We start from the raw sequence: 22,231 nt of genomic DNA on the forward strand, positions 1-22,231 counted from the left end.
GGTGGCGATGAGCACCCAGGCGCCGGAACGTCTCGGCCCCTATCGGCTGGTCAGGAAGATCGGCGAGGGTGGCATGGGCGTGGTTCACCTGGGCCTCGACTCCGAGGGCCGCGAGGTGGCCATCAAGGTGCTGCACCCGCACGTGGCGGCCGACCTGAAGGCTCGGGACCGGCTGACGCGCGAGGTCGAGACCATGCGCCGGGTACGCAGCCCGTACGTGGCCGAAGTGGTCGACGCCGAGCTCGTCGGCGGCCAGCCGTACGTCGTGACCCGCTTCGCTCCCGGCCGCACGCTGGAGCAGACCGTGCTCGAGGAGGGCGCGCTGGAGGCGCGGCAGATCATCAGCCTGGCGCAGGGCCTGTGCCAGGCGCTGGTGGCCATCCACGCCGCCGAGGTGATCCACCGCGACTTCAAGCCGTCCAACGTGATGCTGGTCGGCGGCCAGCCGCTGGTCATCGACTTCGGCATCGCGCACCTGGTCAACGCGACCAGGCTGACCCAGACGGGGATGTTCGTCGGCACGCCCGGCTACCTGGCGCCCGAGATCATCCGCGACTCGGAGATCACCCAGGCGGCCGACGTGCACGCGCTGGCCTCCACGGTGTTCTTCGCCGCGACGGGCGCGCCGCCGTTCGGCACGGGCACGTTCGAGGCGGTCTGCTTCAACATCATGGAAGGGCGCGCGCAGATCGACAAGGCGCCCGCCTGGCTGCGCGGCTGGCTGAGCCGCGCGCTGCGCGTCGAGCCCGGCACCCGGCCCGGCGCCCAGGAGCTCCTGCGGATGGCCAGGTCGCTGGACCCGACGGTGACCTCGTTCCACGAGACGTCGTCCGACGGCCCGACCGGCACCAAGCGGATGGGCAACCGGACGCGGGTCATGGACAACTACGCCGACGTGCTGCCGCCGGTCACGTACGGCAGCCCGCCCGCGCCGTCGCCCGCGCCGCCGCGCGAGGAGAAGCCGCCGCCCTACGTCCCGGCGCCGATGGCGGACCGGCACCCGGCCCCGCGCGTCGACCAGCGGGTCGCCGGCTACCCGGCGCCGCCCACCCATCCGCCCGCCTACCAGCCCACCCAGGCGGGTCAGCGGGCGCGGCCGCCCCAGCAGCCGCCCCCTTACTCGCCGCCGGCCGAGCGCAAGCGCTATCTGGTCGGCAGCCAGTTCGTCGGCCTGCTGCTGCTGGTCACGCTGACCGCGCTGGCGGTCATGCTGCCCGTCGCGGTGAGCGCGGTGGCCGTCGCGCTGGCGCTGGTGCTGCGGGTCGGCGAATACCTCTTCGGCGACATGGTCAAGCGCCGGCAGGTGCGCGGGAGCAGCGCGGCCGACCCGCTGCTCGTCCTGGTCGGCACGCCGTGGGCGCTGGTCAAGGCCGCGCTCGTGACTCTGGTCCACGTGCCGCTGGCGCTGATGTTCGGCGTCTGCGTCTGGGGCTTGCTGCGCTGGGGCGGCGGGATGAGCGTCAACGACGCCGCCGCGTACGGCGCAGGGGCCTTCTCGGCCGGGCTGTTCGTGCTGCCGGGCGGCGGCGCGCCGCGCAAGGCGGTCACGCGCTCGCTCACCGGGATCCTGCGCACTCCCGGCGCGGCCCTGGTCGCCGCCCTGATCGTCGGTACGGCCGCGCTGCTCGCGGTGATGTTCGCGCTGGGCCAGAACCCGTCGTGGGTGCCCTGGCGGGCTCCGGAGACGGTGATCCACGAGCTGACCAGCCAGGCGCGGCACAGCACGATGGGTTTGATCACCGGCCTGATCGGCAGTCTGCTCGACGGCATGGGAATGGGATTCCTGTCACCCTGGTCGTAAGTGTCTTGGCCCGCTCCGGGGGGAGAAAAGGGGTATGAGCCAGAAGCTGGGCCCGTATCAGTTACTCTCCCGGCTCGGAGCGGGCGGGTTCGGCGTGGTGCACCTGGCACTCGACCCCGAAGGCCGTACGGTCGCGGTCAAGGTCCTGCACCCGCACGTGACGGCCGACAGCGGCGCGCTGGCCCGGCTGGCCCGCGAGGTGCAGACCATGCGGCTGGTGGGCGGGCCGCACGTGGCCGAGGTGCTCGACGCCTCACTCGACGTGGCCGAGCCCTATCTGGTGACCCGGTACGTCCAGGGCCGGCCGCTCAGCGCGGTCCCCACGCCGGTGGCCGAGCTGCGGCAGTTGGCGTCCGGGCTGGCCGACGCGCTGCTGGCCATGCACGAGGCGGGTGTCGTGCACCGGGACCTGAAACCGGCCAACGTGATGATGGCCGAGGGCGAGCCGGTCGTCATCGACTTCGGCATCGCCAGCGCGCTCGACTCGCTCTCGGTGACGGCCTCGGGAGCCGTGGTGGGCACTCCCGGCTATCTGGCGCCCGAGGTGCTGGAGGGCAAGGAGTCGGGGATGGCGGCCGACGTGTTCTCGTTCGGGGCCACGCTGGCCTACGCGGCCACGGGACGCCAGCCGTACGGGCAGGGGCCGGCGTCGGCGGTCGCCTACCGTGTCGTGCATCACGACGCCGACCTGGAGGGGGTGCCGGACTGGCTGGCCCCGCTGCTGCATGAGTGCCTGGCCACCGACCCGGTCGCGCGGCCGACGGCCGCGCAGATCTGCGCCCGGCTGGGCGTCGAGGCCGTCCCTCGCGCCCACCACGCCGCCAGCCCGCCCACCGCCCTGCGCTCCCGGCCGGGCGAGACGAACGACCTGGAGACCCGCGAATGGCGGCCGGGCCAGGAGCGGCGCCGCCCGCCGGTCGAGGAGTCCAGGGCCAGGCACCGGGAGAAGGTACGCAGACGCTGGCTGATCGGCTCCGGGCTGTTCGTGGCGCTGCTGGCCGCCGCCGCGCGGGATCCGCTGCCGGAGGTGGCGCTGTTCCTGCTGGCCGCCTACGCGCTGGTGGCCGTGGTCGACGCGGTGGTGGCGCTGTTATCACGCGGCCTCTTGCGGCTCTTCAGGACGAGCCGGATCATTTACGATTTCGCGGCGATGCTCGGGGCCGCGGGGCTCTGTCTGGGGCTGAGCACGTTCTTCAGCACGTTCACGCTCGCGCTGTTCGCCGGGACGGCGCTGGTGGTCGGGATCGTCTTCCTGCTGTCGGCCTGAACTCAGGTAGCGGAATAAAGTTCGGTAGGGTGGTGGATGCTTTGGCGTGAGCCCCGCGCTTGCACCTAAGCTACTCATGGGTAACATGGCGGCAGGCGGGGGAGCCGACCCCCTGTCGCCGCCCCCATGGGGCACCTGGCAGTCTGTCAGCATGCATCAGGCGCCGGTCGCACCGAGCGACGGCGTACGCGAACACGGGAGGTCGTCCACCGGCCATGAACATCGTCGTCTGCGTGAAGCAGGTCCCCGACACGGCGACCGAGCGCAAGCTCCGGTCCGATGACAAGACGCTCGACCGTGACGCCGTCGACGGCGTGGTGAACGAGCTTGACGAGTATGCGGTCGAGGAGGCCCTGAAGCTCAAGGAAGCCCACGGCGGTGAGGTGACCGTTCTCACCATGGGGCCGAGCCGGGCCGCCGAGACCATCCGCAAGGCCCTGGCCATGGGCGCCGACAAGGCCGTCCACCTGACGGACGACGCGCTGCACGGCTCCGACGCCCTGTCGACCTCCTATGCGATGGCGCAGGTGCTCAAGAAGATCGGGTTCGACCTGGTGATCCTGGGCTCGGAGTCGACCGACGCGCGTACGGGCGTGCTGGCCGCGATGCTGGCCGAGCGCCTGGACGCCCCGCAGCTCACGCTCGCCAAGAAGGTCGAGGTCGAGGGCTCTCAGATCGTGATCGAGCGGATCACCGACTACGGGTTCGACAAGGTCGCGGCCGAGTTGCCCGCCGTCGTGTCCGTGGTGGAGAAGATCAACGACCCGCGCTACCCGTCCTTCAAGGGCATCATGGCGGCCAAGAAGAAGCCGGTCGAGACGCTGGCCATCGCCGACGCGGAGATCGCGGCCGACCAGGTCGGCCTGGGCGCGGCCTGGTCCGAGGTCGTCGACTTCGCCGCGGCCCCGCCGCGCGCGGCCGGCACGATCGTCAAGGACGAGGGCGACGGGGGCTCCAAGGCCGCCGACTTCCTCGCGTCCAAGAAGTTCATCTGAGCCCGGGAGAGAACAGCTGATATGTCGGAGATTCTCGTTCTCGTCGAGCACGTCGACGGAGAGGTCAAGAAGGTCACGCTCGAACTGCTGACTCTGGCCCGCTCGCTCGGCACGCCGGCCGCCGTCTGGGCCGGCCCCGGCATCACCGACGGCGCCAAGGCCAGGCTCGCCGAATACGGTGCTGACAAGATCTACGTCGCCGGTGCCGACGAGATCGTGGACTACGTCGTCGTGCCCAAGGCCGAACTGCTCGCCCACCTGGTGGCCGACAAGGCGCCCGCCGCGGTGCTGGTGGCCGCCACGACCGAGGGCAAGGAGGTGGCCGGCCGGCTCGCGGTCAAGACCGGCTCGGGCGTCATCACCGACGCCGTGGGCCTGGGCGAGGGCTTCGTGGCCGACCAGTCCATCTTCGGCGGCGGCGTCAACGTCCGCTCGAAGGTGAGCAAGGGCACACCGATCATCGCCGTCCGCCCGAACTCGACGGCCCCCGAGGCCGCCGCGGGGGCGGGCACCGAGGAGCAGGTGTCGCTCACGCTGACCGCGTCCGCCAGGGCCGCCCGCGTCCTCGAGCGGGTCAAGCAGGAGAAGGGCGCGCGCCCCGAGCTGACCGAGGCCGCGATCGTGGTCTCCGGTGGTCGTGGCGTCGGCTCGGCCGAGAACTTCTCGGTCATCGAGGGCCTGGCCGACGCCCTGGGCGCGGCCGTGGGCGCCTCACGCGCCGCCACGGACGCCGGCTGGTACCCGCACCAGTTCCAGGTGGGCCAGACGGGCAAGACGGTGTCGCCGCAGCTCTACATCGCGGCCGGCATCTCCGGTGCGATCCAGCACCGGGCCGGGATGCAGACCGCGAAGACCATCGTCGCGATCAACAAGGACCCGGAGGCGCCGATCTTCGAGCTCGCCGACTACGGCGTCGTGGGCGACCTGCACCAGGTCGTACCGCAGCTCACCGAAGAGGTCACCAAGCGCAAGTAGGTCTACGGGCCGATGGCGGGGAGCAGGACGTGGAAGGCCGCTCCCCGCCCCGGGCGTCGCTCCGCCCGATGATCTTCCAGTCATCTCGCCTGCCCCATAAGCAGAGCGCTCCACATGCCAGGAACGCCAGGTGGCGCTCGTCCTCGTAGACGATCTCCTCCAGGTCGTGAGCCGGGTCACCGGCCACGATGGCGCAGATGAAGCACGGCCCGTTCCTTACGCGGGCGACGTAGGCCGTGAGGTCGAACGGGACTTTCCGGTCAGAGCCCATGCCGCGATCATGCCACCCAGCAGAGCCACGCCATGGAGGTCGGCGAGGGCGGTGAGCGTGACGCCGACGACCGCGAGGACGATGGGAAAGACCCGCACGGGCAGCCGCTCGCGGTGGACCACCAGCTGGAACCCGGCCACGGCGAGCGCCACCGTCACCACCCAGCCCCAGGTGCCGTCGGACGGCGCGAGGGCGTACGCGGCCAGCGTCACCGCGTAGAAGGCGCCCACGGAGCGCTCCAGCGGTCCCTCGCAGGCGAGGGCCAGGCCCGCCGCCAGGCCGCACAGGGCGATCGAGTTGCCGGCTCCCGGGTCGTTGAACAGGTATCCGGCCGCCTGCCCGGCCACGGCGCCCGCGCCGTACAGGATGAGCCAGCGGGCGGGCCCGAGCGAGCGCTCGGCGAGGTAACCGAGCACCGCCAGGAACGCCAGGTTGACCAGCGTGCCGAGCACGCCGCCGTCCTGGACGACGAGGGAGGTCGCCGGCCGCCACCATTCCCCGGCGCCGATGGCCGCCGGGTCGCGCATGAGTGCGGGCTCCAGGCCGGGGAGGAAGAACTGGAGCACGCTCGGCACGGCGGTCACGACGAGGACCGCGGCGGTGGCGATCGGTTTGATCATGGGCTCAGCCTCGCACTGATCTGCGGATCGGGGCAGTGCTGAATGTAAGCCACTGAACCAGGACAAATGTTCCGGGTCAGGCGTGAGCCGGCTCGGGCTCCCTGGCCGCATCCTCGACGGCCGGCCAGACCGTGACCGACATGGGCTCCTGACGCGGCAGGAAGCGGGCGGCCACCGCGATCGCCACACCCAGTACGACGGCGATCCCGAGCGCGGCGCGCAGCGACGTGACGTCCGTGAGGAAGCCGATCGCCACGGGGCCGAGCAGCAGTCCCGCGTAGCCCATGGCGCCGGCCTGGGCGATCGCCGGACCGGGGTTGTCGGTGGCGGTCCCGGCCAGCGAGAGCGTCATCGGCGAGATCGTGGCCACACCGAGGCCGACGAAGAACATCGTCACCACCGCCACCAGCGGCGCGGGCGCGACCAGGACGACGGCGAAGAACCCCGCGGTGGCCACGCCGGAGGCGGTCATGATGCCGCGCACCCCGAACCTGGACCCCAGCCGGTCACCGGTGAGCCTGGCGACCAGCATGCCCACCTCGAAGACGGGGTAGCCGAGCGCGGCCAGCGCCTCCGGCGCGCCCAGGGTGTCACGCATGAACAACCCGTTCCAGTCGGCGACCGTGCCCTCCACCATGAACGCGAAGAACATGATGGCGCCGAGCAGGTAGACGACCGGGGGCAGGCGGCGTCCGGCCTTGGCGGTGGTCCGCGCGGCCGGGGCCTCGGGCAGGTAGGTACGGCCCAGCAGGACCGTCACCGGCAGCGAGACCAGGCCGACCAGCGCCAGGTTGGCGGTGAACGACAGGCCCAGGGCGATCGACAGGCTGCCCAGGGCGCCCGCCGAGATCGCGCCCACGCACCAGCCCGCGTGCATGCCGTTCAGCAACGGGCGCCCGTAGGCCCGCTCCACGGTGGATCCCTGCGCGTTCATCGCGATGTCCACCATGCCGAACGCCATGCCGAAGAACACGGACGCGGCCAGCAGCAGCGGAAGGTTCGGCGAGAAGGCCACGCCCACCAGGCCGAGCGCCGTGAGCGGGCCGCCGATCCGCAGGATCGTCTTGCTGCCCGCGCGGGCCATGATCTGGCGCATGGACTGCATGGTGATCAAGGCGCCCACACCCCATGCGAGCAGGACCACGCCGACCGCTGACTCGGACAGGCCGAGCTTGTCGGTCAGCGCCGGGATGCGCACGGTCATCGTGCCCACCAGCAGCCCGGCCAGAACGAAAGTAAGAACCGCCCCATAACGGGCAATCCTCAAGTCGCGGATCATTGGACATACCTCGCAAATCACTCATCAGTTGGCATGCGACGCGGCCCGGAGCTCATGACGTGAGCCCGGGCGGCGAAGAGAAGAAAGGTAAGGGGGGTCAGGGTTTGAGGAGGGCGCGGCAGCGGGCCTCAAGGGCGCGCAGGTCGCTCTCGGCGTTGAGGTCGGGATCGTGGCTCGCCACGTCCCAGAGCCCCTCGCAGGCCAGCCGGACGATCTGGGACGCCACCCGGTCGGGCTCGTCGTCCAGTCCCTCGCGGTGCCAGCGGGCCATCGCCACGCGCATCGGCGCGAGCAGGAACAGGTTGCCCGACGCCCCGGTGACCACGGCCCATCGTCGCAGCCGGTTGGAGCGCACGGCCTCCAGCGTCGCCGCCAGGTAGCGCTCGGTGTAGGTGGGGTCGCTCTGGGCGGCCATCAACGCGTCGAAATCGTCGATCAGCCGCTCGACCATGCCCTTGATCAGGGCTTCCTTGGAGGAGAAGTGGTAGAGGAGGCCGCCCTTGCTCACGCCGGCCCGATCGGCCACCGCGGACAGGGTCAGCGCGGTCGAGCCCTGGTCGCAGAGGAGATCCTCTGCCGCATCCAATAGCTCGTCCCTTCTCATGCCTCTACTGTACCGTCCGGACGGTACAGTGGCAAAGGGGATACGCTTTCATGGTGAGCAGACCGTCGGCCTACCTTGATCACGCGGCGACCACGCCCATGCTTCCCGAGGCGATCGAGGCCATGACGGAGCAACTCGGCCTGGTCGGAAACGCATCTTCGCTGCACGCGACCGGCCGCCGAGTGCGCAGGGTGGTCGAGGAATCCCGTGAGACCATCGCCGACACGCTGGGCGCCAGGCCGAGCGAGGTCGTGTTCACCTCGGGCGGCACCGAGGCCGACAACCTGGCCGTCAAGGGCCTCTACTGGGCGCGCCGGCCGAGGAAGCGACTGCTGATCAGCTCGATCGAGCACCACGCGGCGCTCGACCCGGCCCATTGGCTGGCCGACAGCCAGGGCGCGCAGGTCGAGCTGCTGGAGGTCGACGAGCTCGGCCGGGTGCATCCCGACACGCTGCGCGCCGCCATCGCCCGCGACCCCGACGACGTCGCCATGATCAGCGTCATGTGGGCCAACAACGAGGTGGGCACGGTCCAGCCCGTGCACCTCCTGGCCGCCATCGCGCACGACAGCGGCATCCCGTTCCACACCGACGCCGTGCAGGCGGTCGGGCAGCTGCCGGTGTCGTTCGCCGACTCGGGCGCCGACGCGCTGACGGTGACCGGGCACAAGGTCGGCGGCCCGCTGGGCGTCGGCGCGCTGCTGCTGGCCCGAGGGCAGACGCCGGTCTCGGTCATGCACGGCGGCGGCCAGGAGCGCGACGTGCGCTCCGGCACGCTCGACGGGCCCGCCATCGCCGGTCTCGCCGCCGCGATCCGCGTCGCGGTCAAAGAACAGCAGGAGCTGAGCCGCCGCCTGACCGAGCTGCGGGACGACCTCATCCAGCGCGTACGGCAGGCGGTCTCCGACGTGGTGCTCAACGGCGACCCGGCCGACCGGCTGCCGGGAAACGCCCACTTCTCCTTCCCCGGCTGCGAGGGCGACGCCCTGCTCATGCTGCTCGACGCCAAGGGCGTGGAGTGCTCGACCGGGTCGGCCTGCTCGGCCGGGGTGGCCCAGCCCTCCCACGTGCTGCTGGCGATGGGCGCCGACGCGGCGGCGGCCAGAGGCTCGCTCAGGTTCTCGCTCGGGCACACCTCGACCCAGGACGACGTCGACCGCCTGATCGAGGTGCTGCCCGCGGCGGTCGAACGCGCCCGCCGCGCCGGGCTGAGTTGATCGCTAGTTGCTGCCCGGCTAGTTGATGAAGGCCACCACCGCGGTCCACGCGGGGTCGGTCGCCACGTCCACCCGCGGCTCCCCTTCCTCCCAGCTCACGATCAGCTCCTTGGCGTGGATCGCCGCGTCGCCGGTCGGGTCGGCGTAGATGTGGATGACCCGGTGGCCCTCCGCGCTCAGGTGCGCGGCCAGCACCGCGTCGTCGTGGAGCTTGAGCAGCCGGGCCGCCAGGCGTTCCTCGAAGTCGCGCAGCGCCGCCAGCGACTCGGCGACGGGCAGCCCGTTCTCGTCGCGATGCGCGTACGGCAGCGTGATCGCGATGTGCTGGTCGAAGAGCGGATAGTCGACCGGCCGCAACGGATAGCGGGCGGTGGCGATCAGCGGCGCGCCCGCCGCCGTCTGGCCCTCCAGTAGCGCCCACTGCTCCTCTTCGTAGCCGGAGGCCAGGTCGGCCACCACGGCGGGCAGGTGCACGGCCGCGACCGAGTCGATCGGCTGGAACGTGGCCGGGGTGATCTCGCCCACCCAGCGCGCCACGTCGTCCTCGCCGAGCAGCCAGTCGAGGGCCAGCAGCGCGGCCTCCAGCCGGGTGTCCTCGTCGAGCTGGCCGAAGATCGGGTGATAGGCGGCCACGTCCACGCGCGGCGAGTTGGGCGGCACCCGCAGCCCCAGCATCAGTTTGTCCAGCGCGAACTCGAAGCCGCCCACGTCGAGTGTGAGCTCCAGCGCCTGGGGGTTGACCTGGCGTGATGGATGGAACTCCCACAGCAGGTCGGCGGGCGGCGCGCCCTTGACCCACCGGTGCGCCAGCGAGCGCAGCTCAGGGTCGCCGGCGGCGGTCACGACCAGCGCGTGCGCCGCGTTCCTGCCGGGGGCCACCTCCCAGACCAGGTCGGGATGCACCGCGGCCACGGCCGGGGCGATCCATTCCGACAGCCCCTCGGCCTCACCGGCGGCCACCAGCGAGTCGAGCCGCGGCCTGGTCTCCTCCCACCACGCCCAGAACGGCGCGATGCCGTCACTCGGCTCGGTGGGCTCTTCTTCGTCGTCCTTGCGCCCGAACAGTCGCATGGCCTGAATACTTCCAGACGCGGACCCCGCTTGTGCAGATGGCCGGGCACCCTTGGCGGGACAGTACGCTGGGATGGTCATGGGATTGCGTGTGCTTGCCGCCATGTCGGGCGGCGTCGACTCCGCCGTGGCCGCCGCCCGGATCGCCGAGGCCGGTCACGACGTCACTGGCGTGCATCTGGCCCTGTCGGCCAACCCCCAATCCCACCGCACGGGAGCCAGGGGCTGCTGCACGGTCGAGGACTCCCGCGACGCGCGGCGCGCCGCCGACGTGATCGGCATCCCGTTCTACATCTGGGACATGGCCGAGCGCTTCCAGCGCGACGTGGTCGAGGACTTCGTGGCCGAGTACGCCGCGGGCCGCACGCCCAATCCGTGCCTGCGGTGCAACGAGAAGATCAAGTTCTCGGCGGTGCTCGACCGGGCGCTGGCGCTGGGCTTCGACGCGGTCGCCACCGGCCACCACGCCAGGCTGGTGGACGGCGTGCTGTCCAGGAGCGCCGACCAGGGCAAGGACCAGTCCTACGTGCTGGGCGTGCTCACCCGCGAGCAGCTCGGCCACGCGATCTTCCCGCTGGGCGACTCGACCAAGGCCGAGGTACGCGAGGAGGCCGCCAGGCGGGGCCTGACGGTCGCCGACAAGCCCGACAGTCACGACATCTGCTTCATCGCCGACGGCGACACCCGGGGCTTCCTGGCCAAGCGGCTCGGCGCGGCCGAGGGGCCGATCGTCGACCAGGAGGGCGAGGTCGTCGGCAACCACCACGGCGCCCACGGTTTCACGATCGGCCAGCGCAAGGGGCTGCACATCGACCGGCCCGCCGCCGACGGCAGACCGCGCTACGTGCTGTCGATCGAGCCCGTGTCCAACACGGTCACGGTGGGGCCGCGGTCGGCGCTGGAGGTCACCTCGATCACCTGCGGCCGCCCGGTCTGGAACGGACCGACGGAGCCGACCGGCCTGACGGAGCCGACCGTGCCGGGCGGGCCGACGGAGTCGGTCGCGCTGGGCGGGCCTGTGGCACCGGGCGAGCTGAAGGTGCAGTTGCGGGCCCACGGTGAGGTCTACGTGTGCCGCTTCGAGGAGACCGCGGAGGAGCTGCGGATCACCCTCGACCGCCCCGCCACGGGGGTCGCGGCGGGGCAGGCGGCGGTGCTGTACTCAGGCGAGACCGTCATCGGCTCGGCCACCATCGCCGCGGCCAGCTGACGCCTCAAGGCGGCTCAGCCTCGGAACGGCGCGACCCTCAGAGCGGCGCGACCCGCAGGGCGACGCGACCCGCAGGGCGGCCGACTTGAGAGCGGCGCGGCCCGCAGGGCGGCCTGACCTCAGGGCAGCTCGACCGACTCGCCGACCTTGAGTCGTCGCATGTCGGCATGCTGCTTGTCGGACTCCAGCTTCAGGTAGTTGTCGACCAGGCTGAGGCCGATGTCGTTGAGCAGCCCGTCATGGGTGGAGAACGCCCTGGCCGGCCGGATCGCGCGCAGGTAGTCGACCGTCTCCAGAAGCTTCATCCAGGGAGCGTGCGTGGGCACCAGGAGGGTGGGCACCTCGACCCCCGGCACGGTCAGCGCGTCACCCGGGTAGAAGACCTCATCATCGACCATGAAGCCGACATTCTGCACAATCGGCACATCGGGGTGGTTCTTTGCATGCCACTCGCCGAACACCTTCACCGCGAAACCCGCCGCCGTGAAGTCGTCACCATGCCGTACGACCTGCACCTTCGCCGGCACCTCCGCCAACTGGGCGGCGACCGCCTCGCAGGTCCAGATCTCCAGGTCGGGAGAGGCGGCCTTGAGCCGCTCGACGTCGACGTGGTCCATGTGCTCGTGGGTGATGAGCACCGCGCCGGCACCGTCGAGCACGGGGCCCTCGGTGAAGGTGCCGGGGTCCACGACGAGGACGTTGCCGTCCTTCTCCAGACGTACGCACGCGTGGCCGTGCTTGGTCAGCTTCATATCTCCAGAGCCTACGCTGGTGACATGTCGACGTTGGAAGCCACCGGAGTTGGGTCGCATCCGGGTGAGGATCATTTCGAGGCGCTTCGGATGGTGTTCGGCGAATTGCCGGGCCTGCCGTACCTGCCTGAGTTGCCGGCCCGCGGTGTAGGCGCCGACCTGGTGGGGCGGACGGCGGCGCTGCTCGTCGACTTCGCGGTGGAGGTGCAACCGTCGGGATGGCGGCTGGCCGACCGGCCGGGACGCGACCACCAGCGGGCCGTCGACCATCTCAGGCGCGATATCGACGGCCTGGAGGAGGTCGGGCACGACTACACGGGGCCGCTCAAGTTGCAGGTCTGCGGGCCGTGGACGCTGGCGGGCGCCATCGAGCTCAAGTACGGCGACAAGATGCTCTCCGACGCCGGAGCCGTACGCGACCTGATCGCCTCGCTCGCCCAGGGCGTCGAGGACCACGTCGCGGAGGTGCGGCGGCGCGTGCCCGGGATCACCGAGATCGTCCTGCAGCTCGACGAGCCGGGCCTGCCCGGCGTGCTCGCGGGCACCGTGCCGACCGCCTCGGGCTTCGGGCGGCTGGCCCCCGTGGAGGGCTGGCGGGTGGCGGAGTCGCTGGGCCTGTTCGGCGACCCGGTCGTGCACTGCTGCGCGCCGTCGGTGCCTCTCCGCCTCCTCCGTACGGCCGGCGTCCGCGGCATCTCGCTGGACGCGTCCCTGCTCAGCCGCCGGGACGACGACGCGCTCGGGGAGGCCCTGGAGGCGGGGCTGCTGCTGTTCCTCGGCGTGGTGCCGGGCACCGACACCCGGCTGGCCGATGCCGGTGTCGTCGCCAGGCCCGCGCTGGACCTGTGGCGGCGGCTCGGCTTCCCGCCCGACAAGCTGGCCGGGCAGGTCGTGCTGACCCCGGCCTGCGGGCTCGCCGGAGCCTCTCCCCGCTACGCGCGGGCCGCCCTTGCCGCCTGCCGCAAGGCCGCTCAGGTGCTGCGCGACGATCCGGCAAGCGGGTTGCAACCCGGGTGAGTAGCCTCACTTTTATGATCTTTCGTACTGTGGCGGTCGGCGTCACACTCCTGATCTCGTCCGCGTCGCTGGCCGCTCCGGCCGCGGCCGCCGCCAACCCCGAGATATGGAACTGGGGCTCCATCTACTCCTCCGACCGGGCGGGCAAGGCCAAGGGCAAGGTCGTCCTCGACCGGCCGGGGTTCACGGTGAACGGCAAGCTCTACGACTTCCCCGGCCGGAGCGGGTGCTCGTGGCTGAAGTTCCGGTGGGTCAAGGACGACGGCGGCAGGGGCGCCAAGACGTTCCACAACTGCTCGGGGACCAAGCCGCTGGCGTTCTCCTTCCCCACCGGCTACATGCTCTCGATCGAGGGCCGGGTCTGCCGCGGCACGGCCACGAAGGTCACCGGCAAGTGCTCGTCCTGGGACGGCGTCTGGTCCCAGGGCGGCTGATCCCGTTCACGCCGCGACCGGGCGCCTCGGAAGGTGCCCGTTGTCGGTGCTCGGCGATAGCGTTTGCTCAGGGTGTTGGACGGAAGGAGACCCTGGTGAGCGAGCCAAGCGTCAATGGCGTGCCCGTGGCCGCGCGTGAGCGGCACGCCGAGGTGAGCGAGCTGGTGGAGGAAGCCCGCTATCGCTACTACGTGCTCGACCGGCCCACGGTCAGCGACGGTGAGTTCGACCAGTGGTTCAACGAACTGCTCGCGCTGGAGGCGGCGCATCCGGGCCTGCAGACGCCCGACTCGCCGACGCAGAAGGTGGGCGCGCCGGTCGCCGGCGACTTCGCCAAGGTCGACCACCTGGCGCCGATGGAGAGCCTCGACAACGCCTTCGACCCGGCCGGGATGGCCGCGTGGCAGGCGCGGGCCGAGCGGCTGGCCGAGCACGATCCCGGGCCCTATCTCTGCGAGCTCAAGATCGACGGGCTGGCGATCGCGCTCGTCTACCGCGACGGCCGGCTGGAGCGCGGCGCGACCAGGGGCGACGGCCGGACGGGCGACGACGTGACGCCCAACGTCCGCACCATCGAGGGCGTGCCGCATCGGCTGAAGGGCACCGACGTGCCCAGCCTCATCGAGGTCCGGGGCGAGGTCTACATGCCGGTCAAGGAGTTCGGCGGGCTCAACGAGCAGCTCGTCGAGCAGGGGATCGCGCCCTTCGCCAACCCGCGCAACGCGTCGGCCGGCTCGCTGCGCCAGAAGGACCCGCGGATTTCCGCGCAGCGCCCGCTGCGCATGATCGTGCACGGTGTCGGCGTCTGGGAGGGCGCGGCCGAGCCCAAGGCGCAGTCCGAGGTCTACGAGCGGCTGCGGGGGTTCGGCCTGCCGGTCAGCGACCTCTACCGGGTGGTCGGCGACCTCGCCGAAGTCGACGCGTTCATCGAGCACTACCGCGTGCACCGCCACGACCCGCCCTACGAGATCGACGGCGTGGTGGTCAAGGTCGACGACTTCCGCACCCAGCGCGAGCTCGGCTCGACCTCGCGGGCGCCGCGCTGGGCGATCGCCTTCAAATACCCGCCGGAAGAGGTCAACACCAAGCTGCTCGACATCCAGGTGGGCGTCGGCCGCACCGGCCGGGTCACGCCGTTCGCCGTGATGGAGCCGATCAGCGTGGCCGGTTCCACGGTCGAGCGCGCCACGCTGCACAACGCCGCGGTGGTGGCCGCCAAGGGCGTGCTCATCGGCGACACCGTCGTGCTGCGCAAGGCGGGCGACGTCATCCCCGAGATCCTCAGCCCGGTCACCGACCTGCGTGACGGGTCCGAGCGCCCGTTCGTGATGCCCACCCACTGCCCCGAGTGCGGCACGGAGCTGGCCTACGAGCAGGAGGGCGACGCCGACCTGCACTGCCCCAACGCCCGCGGCTGTCCCGCGCAGATCCGCGAGCGGGTGTTCTTCGCGGCCCGGCGCACCGCGTTCGACATCGACGGGCTCGGCTACGTCGCGGCGACCGCGCTCACCCAGCCGCTGCCGCCGCAGGAGCCGGTCGTGCGCACCGAGGCCGACCTGTTCGACCTGACGCTGGAGCGGTTGATCCCGATCAGGTCCGTGGTCCGCGACAAGGACAGCGGCCTGCCCAAGATCGACCCGAAGACGGGCGAGCAGAAGGTCGTCTCGTTCTTCTCCAACGTCGACGGTGAAGCCAGCCAGAACGCCCACAAGCTCATCGAGGAGCTCGAGCGGGCGAAGCAGGCGCCGCTGGCCAACGTGCTGGTCGCGCTGTCCATCCGCCACGTCGGGCCGCCCACGGCCCGCGACCTGGCCGTCGCCCTGCGCTCGATCGACGCCGTCATGGCCGCCTCGGAGGAGGAGCTCGCCGCGATCAAGGGCATCGGGTCACGGGTGGCGGCCACCATCCGCGCCTGGTTCGAGGTCGACTGGCATCGCGAGATCATCACCCGCTGGCGGGCCGCGGGCGTCCGCATGGAGGACGAGCCCGCTCCCGAGAAGGGGCCGCAGACGCTGGAGGGGCTGACCTTCGTGGTGACGGGCACGCTGCCGGGCTTCACCCGCGACTCCGCCGCCGAGGCGCTCAGCGATCGGGGCGGCAAGGTCGCGAGCTCGGTGTCGAAGAAGACCTCGTTCCTGGTGGCGGGCGACAACGCCGGGTCCAAGTACGACAAGGCCGTCAGTCTGGGCGTGCCGATCCTCGACGGGGCGGGCTTCGAGGTGCTCCTGACCGAGGGGCCGGAGGCGGCCGCACTGGTGGCTGTCACTCCGGCGCCATAGGTCATATACGGATCGTTGCGGGTGGCATACGAAGAGTGGTTTTGGGGTATATGTCCGAAGGATAAGTGACGGAACGTACGCGGTTGGTTTCGCGAAGTGGGGTAAAGGTCGTACCCTCCCATAGTGACCTAATGGGGGTTCTGTTACTGATGGCTGACCCAACTGACACCCGCGACACAGGGCCACGCGTCGGGACGCCTCTGTGGGCGTTCCTCGCCGGCATCACCGTGATGGGCTTCACCGCGCTGGCCGTGGCCATGCTCCGACTCGACCCGGCCGGTCTGGCGGAGCTCGCCCGCACGCCCTTGTTCTGGGTGCTGACCGTCCTTGCCGTCCTGGGCGAGCTCAGGCCCGTCATGGTGTCCTCCGCGACCGCCGTCGGCGGCACGTACCCCTCCACCATGTTCACCTTCGCCGTGCTCCTGCACTTCGGCCTGCCCGTGGCGGTGCTGATGCAGGCGGTGGCCGTGGCGATGAACGGCATCGTCACCCGCAAGGCGTGGCACCGGGTGATGTTCAACATCGCCCAGTCGACGCTCGCGCTGACCGCCGCCGGCGTGGTGCTCGGCCTGTTCGGCATCGTGCCGCGCCCGGCCGCGCCGTGGGTGCCCACGGGCTCCGACATGCTGGCGATCACGCTGGCCGGCATCGCCTACTTCGCCGTCAGGGCCGCGCTGGTGAGCGGCGCGGTGGCGCTGCACGAGCGCCGGTCGATCACCCGCGTGCTGAGGGCCAGCCTCGGCCCGCAGAGCCTCGTCTACGCCGCGCTGCTCGGCCTGGCGCCCCTGGTCGTCGTCGTGATGACCCACGCGCCCTCCCTCGTGCCGTTGTTCGTGGCGCCCCTGGCGGCTGTCTACTTCACCGCCACGCTGTCCATGCGCCGCGACCACCAGGCCATGCACGACGAGCTGACCGCCCTGCCCAACCGCAAGATGCTGATCGTGAGCACCGAGGAGGCGCTCGCCGAGGCCCGCCAGGACGAGCGGGTCGGCCTGTTCCTGCTCGACCTCGACCGGTTCAAGGAGGTCAACGACACGATGGGCCACCCGGTCGGTGACCGGCTGCTGCAGATGGTCGCCCATCGGCTCACCCACTCCGTACGGCCCGGCGACGTCGTGGCCCGGCTGGGCGGTGACGAGTTCGCCGTCCTGCTGCCCTCGATCAGGGACGCCCACGCGGCCCGCGAGGTGGCGGCCAGGCTGCGGGCGGCGCTCAGGGAGCCGGTGCGGCTGGAGGGCATGTCGTTCGACCTCGACGGATCCGTCGGCATCGCGCTCTATCCCGACCACGCCCCCGACTTCGAGCTGCTGCTCCAGCGCGCCGACGTGGCCATGTACCTGGCCAAGGAGGGGCGTACCGGTGTGGAGCTCTACCAGCCGGACAAGGACCGCAACTCGCCCGAACGCCTCAACCTCCTCGGTGACCTGCGGCGCGCCGTCGACAACCGTGAGCTCAGGCTGCACTACCAGCCCAAGGTCGGCCTGGCCAACGGCGCCGTGCACGGTATGGAGGCCCTGCTGCGCTGGCGCCACCCGGTGCACGGCCAGATCCCGCCGTCGGAGTTCATCCCGCTGGCCGAGCAGTCCTACCTCATGCGCCAGCTCACCGAATACGTCATCGAGGCCGCCCTGGAGCAGGCCGCCCGCTGGTGGCACAGCGGCCTGCGGGTGCAGGTCTCGGTCAACATCTCCGCCCGCGACCTGCTCGACTCGGCGCTGCCCGACCAACTGGAGGCGGGGCTGGCCAAGCTCCGGCTGCCGCCCTCGGCGATCCAGCTGGAGGTCACCGAGCGCATCCTGATGGGCGACCAGGCCTACACGCACGAGACGATCAAGGCACTGGCCGTGCTCGGCGTGCCGCTGTCCCTCGACGACTTCGGCACCGGCTACTCCTCGCTGATCAGGCTGCAGCGGCTGGCGGTGTCCGAGGTGAAGATCGACGCGTCGTTCGTCAAGCGCATCGCCGAGTCCGACGACGACTACCGGATCGTGCGCTCCATCGTCGACCTGGTCCGCTCGCTCGGCCTGCACTCGGTCGCCGAGGGCGTGGAGTCGGACGACGTGGCGATCCGCCTTACCGAGATGGGCTGCGAGATGGGCCAGGGCTGGCTGTTCAACGAGGCCATGCCGCCGGCCGAGGCCACGGTCTGGCTGCGCGAACACTTCGAGAGCTCGCCCGGGATCGAGTACGGCTACCGCTCCGAGGTCACTCAGACTGCCTGACCGGACGCGCCAGAGGGCAAAGGCCGCGCACATCCCTGTGGCGAGGGTTAACGGTTCGGTCTCGCTCCGTCAAGGCCCCTAGGATGACAGTGTCCCAACTCCATCCACGAAACGGGTTAAACGACTCATGTCCGCCATAACCCGCGACGAGGTCGCACACCTGGCCCGGTTGTCCAGGCTGGCCCTCACCGATGACGAACTCGCCCACTACGCCACCCAACTCGATGCCATCATCGAGTCGGTCGCGAAGGTGGCCGAGGTCGCCGCCGAGGACGTTCCGCCTTCGTCGCACGCGCTTCCGCTGACCAATGTCTTCCGCGCCGACGAGGTGCGACCGTCACTGACGCCCGAGCAAGCGCTGTCCGGCGCGCCGGCCGTCGAGGACAACCGCTTCCGGGTCCCGCGCATCCTTGGGGAGGAGGCATGAGTCTGATCCACAAGACCGCCGCCGAGCTGGGCGCGCTGATCGCCGGTGGCGAGGTGACCGCCGTCGAGGTGGCCGAGGCGCATCTCGACCGCATGGCCGAGGTCGAGCCAAAGATCAACGCGTTCCTGCACATCGATCGCGAAACCACTGTCGAGCAGGCCAGGGCCGTCGACGCCCGGCTGGGCGCCGGTGAGCGGCTCGGTCCGCTGGCCGGGGTGCCGATCGCGCACAAGGACATCTTCGCGACCGCCGACATGCCGACGACGGCCGCGTCCAAGATCCTCGAAGGCTGGCGCCCGCCGTACGACGCGACCGTCACGAGCCGCCTGCGCGCGGCCGGGCTGGTCATCCTCGGCAAGACGAACCTCGACGAGTTCGCCATGGGCTCCTCCACCGAGAACTCCGCCTACGGCACGACGCACAACCCGTGGGACCTGACCAGGATCCCCGGCGGGTCGTCCGGTGGTTCCAGTGCCGCCGTCGCCGCTTACGAGGCGCCGCTGTCCACCGGCACCGACACCGGCGGCTCGATCCGGCAGCCCGCCTCAGTGACCGGCATCGTGGGCATGAAGCCGACCTACGGCGGTTCGTCGCGTTACGGGCTGATCGCGTTCGCCAGCTCGCTCGACACGCCCGGCCCGTTCGCCCGCAACGTGCTCGACGCGGCGCTGCTGCACGAGGCGTTCTCCGGGCACGACCCGATGGACTCCACCTCGATCGACGCGCCCGTGCCGTCCGTGGTCGAGGCCGCTCGCAACGCCGACATCTCCGGCATGCGCATCGGCGTGGTCAAGGAGTTCGGCGGCGAGGGCTACCAGGCCGGCGTGCTGGCCCGCTTCCACGAGGCCGTCGAGCTGCTCGAATCACTTGGCGCCAAGGTCGTCGAGGTCTCCTGCCCGTCGTTCTCGACCGCGCTGCCCGCCTACTACCTGATCGCGCCCTCGGAGTGCTCCTCCAACCTGGCGCGCTTCGACGCCATGCGCTACGGCCTGCGCGTCGGCGACGACGGCACCCGCAGCGCCGAGGAGGTCATGGCGATGACCAGGGCCGCCGGGTTCGGCCCCGAGGTCAAGAGGCGCATCATGCTCGGCACCTACGCGCTGTCGAGCGGCTACTACGACGCCTACTACGGTCAGGCGCAGAAGGTGCGCACGGTCATCTCGCGCGAGTTCGAGGCCGCCTTCCACCAGGTGGACGTGCTGGTGTCGCCGACCACGCCGACGACGGCGTTCCCGATCGGCGAGCGCGCGGACGACCCGATCGCCATGTACCTCGCCGACCTGTGCACGATCCCGTCCAACCTGTCGGGCAACGCGGCCATCTCGGTCCCGTGCGGCCTGGCCGATGAGGACGGGCTCCCGGTCGGCCTGCAGATCATGGCCCCGGTGCTGGGCGACGACCGCTGCTACCGCGTCGGCGCCGCCGTCGAGCAGGCCCTCGAAAGCCGCTGGGGCGGCAGCCTGCTGTCCAAGGCTCCGGCTCTCTGAACTAAGGACTCCACCATGACTGTCGATACGCACATGCCGTACGACGAGGCGCTCGCCCGGTTCGAGCCGGTGCTCGGGCTGGAGACGCACGTCGAGCTCGGCACCGCGTCGAAGATGTTCTGCGGGTGCAAGACGGCCTTCGGCGCCCCGCCCAACACGCAGGTCTGCCCCACCTGCCTGGCGTTTCCCGGCTCGCTGCCGACGGCCAACGCCGTCGCGATCGAGTCGACGATCCGCATCGGCCTGGCGCTGAACTGCTCGATCGCTGAGTGGTGCCGCTTTGCCCGGAAGAACTACTTCTATCCGGACATGCCGAAGAACTACCAGATCTCCCAGTACGACGAGCCGCTCTGCTTCGACGGTTACCTCGATGTCGAGGTCGACGGCCGGATCGTGCGGGTCGAGATCGAGCGGGTGCACCTGGAGGAGGACACCGGCAAGTCCACCCACGTGGGCGGCGCGACCGGCCGCATCCAGGGCGCCGACTACTCGATCGTCGACTACAACCGGGCCGGCATCCCGCTGGTGGAGATCGTCACAAAGCCGATCGAGGGCACCGAGAGCATGGCGCCCGACGTGGCCAAGGCGTACGCGACCGAGCTGCGCGAGATCATGCGCTCGCTGGGCGTCTCCGACGTGCGCATGGAGGAGGGCTCGATGCGCTGCGACGTCAACGTCTCGCTCATGCCCCGCGGCGCGTCCGAGTGGGGCACCCGTACCGAGACCAAGAACGTCAACTCGCTGCGCAGCATCGAGCGCGCCGTGCACAGCGAGATCGAGCGGCAGGCGGCGATCCTCGCCGATGGCGGCCGGATCATCCAGGAGACCAGGCACTTCCACGAGGACACCGGCGTCACCACGCCCGGCAGGTCCAAGGAGGAGGCGCAGGACTACCGCTACTTCCCCGAGCCCGACCTGGTGCCGATCGCGCCCGACCCGGCCTGGGTGGCCACGCTCAAGGAAGCGCTGCCCGAGCTGCCGTCGGTCAGGCGCAAGCGGCTGCAGGCCGAGTGGGGGGTGTCCGACCTCGACATGCAGGCCATGCACAACGCCGACGCGTTCGACCTGGTCGAGGCGACGGTCGCGGCGGGCGCGCCGGCCGCCGACGCGCGTAAGTGGTGGATGGGTGAGCTGGCGCGGCGGGCCAACGAGTCCGGGGTGGCCCTGGCCGGCCTGCCCATCACGCCCGCGCAGATCGCCCGCGTCACCGAGCTGGTGGCCTCCGGCGCGCTCAACGACAAGCTGGCCCGCGAGGTACTCGAAGGCTTGCTGGCCGGGGAAGGCTCGCCGGACGAGGTCGTCGAGCGGCGCGGGCTGCGGATCGTCAACGACGAGGGCGAGCTGTCGGCGATCGTCGACCAGGTCATCGCCGGCAACGCCGACGCGGCCGACAAGGTCCGCTCAGGGAAGATCGCCGCGGCCGGTGCGCTGGTGGGCGGCGTGATGAAGGCCAGCCGCGGCAAGGCCGACGCGGGTAGGGCCCGTGAGCTGATCTTGGAGAAGCTGGGCGTCCCCGAGTAACCCACCGACGAATAACCCCAGGTAGCCCGTCGCCGAAGGCCCCGTCACCCCGCTGATGAAGCGAGGCGGCGGGGCCTTCGTGTGCCCTTGTCCTGCGGAGAGCGTCAGTGCACTTCCTGCCGGTCGTCTTCCGGCTGCGCGGCCCGGGTAGCGGCTCCGCTATCTCGGGAGGTTGCCGCTACCTCGCATACGGCTGCGCGATCTCGAGCATTTTGCTCTTCTCCGGGGCTATCCGCGGCTGATCGACCATGTTCCGTCCGCCGTGATCGTGGCATAGCGGGTACCAGCGGGCAGCACGACACGGCCTCTGTAATCGCCGACCTTATTGGCGAGCAGCCCCCGGACATGGCCGCGGTTGTCGAGCGCCCAGACGATGAAGTTCGATTCGCCGCTGTGCCGGATCGTCAGCCGGCGCATGCCCTTGCTCGGCGAGGTGAGGCGCAGCACGTCCGACCCGGCGCCCTTGGCGTTGATCGCCCAGTAACGCGCCTTCGTGATGGGCAGGACCTGGAGCGTCCAGGCGCCGTCAGCGGTGACGCTCAAGGAGCGGATCTTGTTGGTGCCGTTGACGTTGAACGCCATCGTGCCCTTGTAGTCGCCGATTCCGTTGGCGACTAGATCCACCTGCTTGCCGCTTGTGGAGAGCGCCCAAACGATGAAGTTGGATTCGCCTTGGTGGGTGGCCTTCACGATGCTCGGCGTAGACGTGAGCGGGAGGCGGATCACGTCGTCCCCTTCGCCGCGGTACGTGCCTGCGGCCATGAGAGTGGCTTGGGCGGGGA

Annotated in this window: 19 protein-coding genes; 13 read left to right on the plus strand and 6 right to left on the minus strand. The window is 70.8% G+C overall.

Features of this window, described 5'->3' with window-relative positions:
- Positions 1 to 7 precede the first annotated feature (7 nt).
- The 4 genes from AB0F17_RS13245 (at position 8) to AB0F17_RS13260 (ending at position 5,038) form a co-directional block, all read left to right on the plus strand.
- Positions 8 to 1,801, plus strand: coding sequence for a serine/threonine-protein kinase (locus AB0F17_RS13245; protein WP_358022328.1), 1,794 nt, complete (start codon positions 8 to 10; stop codon positions 1,799 to 1,801).
- A gap of 34 nt (positions 1,802 to 1,835) precedes the next feature.
- A complete protein-coding gene (locus AB0F17_RS13250) occupies positions 1,836 to 3,068 on the plus strand; it encodes a serine/threonine-protein kinase (protein ID WP_358021057.1) in 1,233 nt (410 codons plus the stop codon).
- A 215-nt stretch (positions 3,069 to 3,283) separates the two neighbouring features.
- Positions 3,284 to 4,063 (plus strand): electron transfer flavoprotein subunit beta/FixA family protein, encoded by a 780-nt coding sequence (locus tag AB0F17_RS13255; RefSeq protein WP_358021060.1) that lies wholly within the window; start codon positions 3,284 to 3,286, stop codon positions 4,061 to 4,063.
- A gap of 21 nt (positions 4,064 to 4,084) precedes the next feature.
- Complete coding sequence (locus AB0F17_RS13260) at positions 4,085 to 5,038, plus strand: electron transfer flavoprotein subunit alpha/FixB family protein (protein ID WP_358021063.1); 954 nt, start codon at positions 4,085 to 4,087, stop codon at positions 5,036 to 5,038.
- 216 nt (positions 5,039 to 5,254) lie between these two features.
- Here the strand turns inward: AB0F17_RS13260 and AB0F17_RS13265 are convergent, their stop codons facing one another.
- The 3 genes from AB0F17_RS13265 to AB0F17_RS13275 form a co-directional block, all read right to left on the minus strand.
- Positions 5,255 to 5,929 (minus strand): rhomboid family intramembrane serine protease, encoded by a 675-nt coding sequence (locus AB0F17_RS13265; RefSeq protein WP_358021066.1) that lies wholly within the window; start codon positions 5,927 to 5,929, stop codon positions 5,255 to 5,257.
- A 76-nt stretch (positions 5,930 to 6,005) separates the two neighbouring features.
- On the minus strand, positions 6,006 to 7,208 hold the full coding sequence (locus AB0F17_RS13270; protein WP_358021069.1) for an MFS transporter: 1,203 nt from the start codon (positions 7,206 to 7,208) through the stop codon (positions 6,006 to 6,008).
- Positions 7,209 to 7,305: 97 nt separating this feature from the next.
- A complete protein-coding gene (locus AB0F17_RS13275; protein ID WP_358021072.1) occupies positions 7,306 to 7,812 on the minus strand; it encodes a TetR/AcrR family transcriptional regulator in 507 nt (168 codons plus the stop codon).
- A gap of 53 nt (positions 7,813 to 7,865) precedes the next feature.
- On the opposite strand from AB0F17_RS13275, the gene AB0F17_RS13280 reads away from it, so the two are divergent.
- The gene (locus AB0F17_RS13280) at positions 7,866 to 9,029 is read left to right on the plus strand and encodes a cysteine desulfurase family protein (RefSeq protein ID WP_358021075.1); all 1,164 of its coding nucleotides are present in this window, start codon (positions 7,866 to 7,868) and stop codon (positions 9,027 to 9,029) included.
- 18 nt (positions 9,030 to 9,047) lie between these two features.
- Here AB0F17_RS13280 and AB0F17_RS13285 read toward each other — a convergent pair whose 3' ends face one another.
- Positions 9,048 to 10,100, minus strand: coding sequence for a DUF695 domain-containing protein (locus AB0F17_RS13285; protein WP_358021078.1), 1,053 nt, complete (start codon positions 10,098 to 10,100; stop codon positions 9,048 to 9,050).
- Between the two features lie 79 nt (positions 10,101 to 10,179).
- Between AB0F17_RS13285 and mnmA the strand changes: the two genes are divergently transcribed.
- Positions 10,180 to 11,310, plus strand: coding sequence for a tRNA 2-thiouridine(34) synthase MnmA (gene mnmA, locus AB0F17_RS13290; RefSeq protein ID WP_358021081.1), 1,131 nt, complete (start codon positions 10,180 to 10,182; stop codon positions 11,308 to 11,310).
- 119 nt (positions 11,311 to 11,429) lie between these two features.
- On the opposite strand, the gene AB0F17_RS13295 is transcribed toward mnmA, so the two are convergent.
- Complete coding sequence (locus tag AB0F17_RS13295; protein ID WP_358021084.1) at positions 11,430 to 12,062, minus strand: MBL fold metallo-hydrolase; 633 nt, start codon at positions 12,060 to 12,062, stop codon at positions 11,430 to 11,432.
- A 24-nt stretch (positions 12,063 to 12,086) separates the two neighbouring features.
- Here AB0F17_RS13295 and AB0F17_RS13300 point away from each other — a divergent pair, with 24 nt between their 5' ends.
- The 7 genes from AB0F17_RS13300 to gatB all read left to right on the plus strand — a co-directional run bounded on the left by AB0F17_RS13300 (position 12,087) and on the right by gatB (position 21,449).
- Positions 12,087 to 13,079, plus strand: coding sequence for a methionine synthase (locus AB0F17_RS13300; protein ID WP_358021087.1), 993 nt, complete (start codon positions 12,087 to 12,089; stop codon positions 13,077 to 13,079).
- Between the two features lie 14 nt (positions 13,080 to 13,093).
- Positions 13,094 to 13,513, plus strand: coding sequence for a hypothetical protein (locus AB0F17_RS13305; protein ID WP_358021089.1), 420 nt, complete (start codon positions 13,094 to 13,096; stop codon positions 13,511 to 13,513).
- Positions 13,514 to 13,608: 95 nt separating this feature from the next.
- A complete protein-coding gene (gene ligA, locus AB0F17_RS13310) occupies positions 13,609 to 15,792 on the plus strand; it encodes an NAD-dependent DNA ligase LigA (RefSeq protein WP_358021092.1) in 2,184 nt (727 codons plus the stop codon).
- A 149-nt stretch (positions 15,793 to 15,941) separates the two neighbouring features.
- A complete protein-coding gene (locus tag AB0F17_RS13315) occupies positions 15,942 to 18,014 on the plus strand; it encodes an EAL domain-containing protein (RefSeq protein ID WP_358021095.1) in 2,073 nt (690 codons plus the stop codon).
- 127 nt (positions 18,015 to 18,141) lie between these two features.
- Positions 18,142 to 18,441 (plus strand): Asp-tRNA(Asn)/Glu-tRNA(Gln) amidotransferase subunit GatC, encoded by a 300-nt coding sequence (gene gatC / locus AB0F17_RS13320; protein ID WP_214639933.1) that lies wholly within the window; start codon positions 18,142 to 18,144, stop codon positions 18,439 to 18,441.
- Complete coding sequence (gene gatA, locus AB0F17_RS13325) at positions 18,438 to 19,928, plus strand: Asp-tRNA(Asn)/Glu-tRNA(Gln) amidotransferase subunit GatA (protein ID WP_358021100.1); 1,491 nt, start codon at positions 18,438 to 18,440, stop codon at positions 19,926 to 19,928. Before gatC ends, gatA begins: the two co-directional genes overlap by 4 nt.
- A 15-nt stretch (positions 19,929 to 19,943) precedes the next feature.
- A complete protein-coding gene (gene gatB / locus AB0F17_RS13330; protein ID WP_358021103.1) occupies positions 19,944 to 21,449 on the plus strand; it encodes an Asp-tRNA(Asn)/Glu-tRNA(Gln) amidotransferase subunit GatB in 1,506 nt (501 codons plus the stop codon).
- A gap of 228 nt (positions 21,450 to 21,677) precedes the next feature.
- Here gatB and AB0F17_RS13335 read toward each other — a convergent pair whose 3' ends face one another.
- Entirely contained in the window at positions 21,678 to 22,211 is a 534-nt protein-coding gene (locus AB0F17_RS13335) for a hypothetical protein (RefSeq protein WP_358021105.1), read from the minus strand.
- Positions 22,212 to 22,231: the final 20 nt, after the last annotated feature.

It is taken from the genome of Nonomuraea sp. NPDC026600 (assembly GCF_040638335.1).
GTDB lineage: Bacteria > Actinomycetota > Actinomycetes > Streptosporangiales > Streptosporangiaceae > Nonomuraea.

What these genes read in the sequence shown, in the direction of transcription:
- AB0F17_RS13335 (WP_358021105.1), bottom strand. Translation starts at nt 22,211, where the DNA reads ATGGCCGCAGGCACGTACCGCGGCGAAGGGGACGACGTGATCCGCCTC.
- gatB (WP_358021103.1), top strand. Translation starts at nt 19,944, where the DNA reads ATGACTGTCGATACGCACATGCCGTACGACGAGGCGCTCGCCCGGTTC.
- AB0F17_RS13260 (WP_358021063.1), top strand. Translation starts at nt 4,085, where the DNA reads ATGTCGGAGATTCTCGTTCTCGTCGAGCACGTCGACGGAGAGGTCAAG.
- AB0F17_RS13265 (WP_358021066.1), bottom strand. Translation starts at nt 5,929, where the DNA reads ATGATCAAACCGATCGCCACCGCCGCGGTCCTCGTCGTGACCGCCGTG.
- AB0F17_RS13295 (WP_358021084.1), bottom strand. Translation starts at nt 12,062, where the DNA reads ATGAAGCTGACCAAGCACGGCCACGCGTGCGTACGTCTGGAGAAGGAC.
- AB0F17_RS13255 (WP_358021060.1), top strand. Translation starts at nt 3,284, where the DNA reads ATGAACATCGTCGTCTGCGTGAAGCAGGTCCCCGACACGGCGACCGAG.
- AB0F17_RS13315 (WP_358021095.1), top strand. Translation starts at nt 15,942, where the DNA reads ATGGCTGACCCAACTGACACCCGCGACACAGGGCCACGCGTCGGGACG.
- AB0F17_RS13275 (WP_358021072.1), bottom strand. Translation starts at nt 7,812, where the DNA reads ATGAGAAGGGACGAGCTATTGGATGCGGCAGAGGATCTCCTCTGCGAC.
- gatA (WP_358021100.1), top strand. Translation starts at nt 18,438, where the DNA reads ATGAGTCTGATCCACAAGACCGCCGCCGAGCTGGGCGCGCTGATCGCC.
- AB0F17_RS13285 (WP_358021078.1), bottom strand. Translation starts at nt 10,100, where the DNA reads ATGCGACTGTTCGGGCGCAAGGACGACGAAGAAGAGCCCACCGAGCCG.
- mnmA (WP_358021081.1), top strand. Translation starts at nt 10,180, where the DNA reads ATGGGATTGCGTGTGCTTGCCGCCATGTCGGGCGGCGTCGACTCCGCC.
- AB0F17_RS13250 (WP_358021057.1), top strand. Translation starts at nt 1,836, where the DNA reads ATGAGCCAGAAGCTGGGCCCGTATCAGTTACTCTCCCGGCTCGGAGCG.
- AB0F17_RS13270 (WP_358021069.1), bottom strand. Translation starts at nt 7,208, where the DNA reads ATGATCCGCGACTTGAGGATTGCCCGTTATGGGGCGGTTCTTACTTTC.
- gatC (WP_214639933.1), top strand. Translation starts at nt 18,142, where the DNA reads ATGTCCGCCATAACCCGCGACGAGGTCGCACACCTGGCCCGGTTGTCC.
- AB0F17_RS13305 (WP_358021089.1), top strand. Translation starts at nt 13,094, where the DNA reads ATGATCTTTCGTACTGTGGCGGTCGGCGTCACACTCCTGATCTCGTCC.
- AB0F17_RS13245 (WP_358022328.1), top strand. Translation starts at nt 8, where the DNA reads ATGAGCACCCAGGCGCCGGAACGTCTCGGCCCCTATCGGCTGGTCAGG.
- AB0F17_RS13300 (WP_358021087.1), top strand. Translation starts at nt 12,087, where the DNA reads ATGTCGACGTTGGAAGCCACCGGAGTTGGGTCGCATCCGGGTGAGGAT.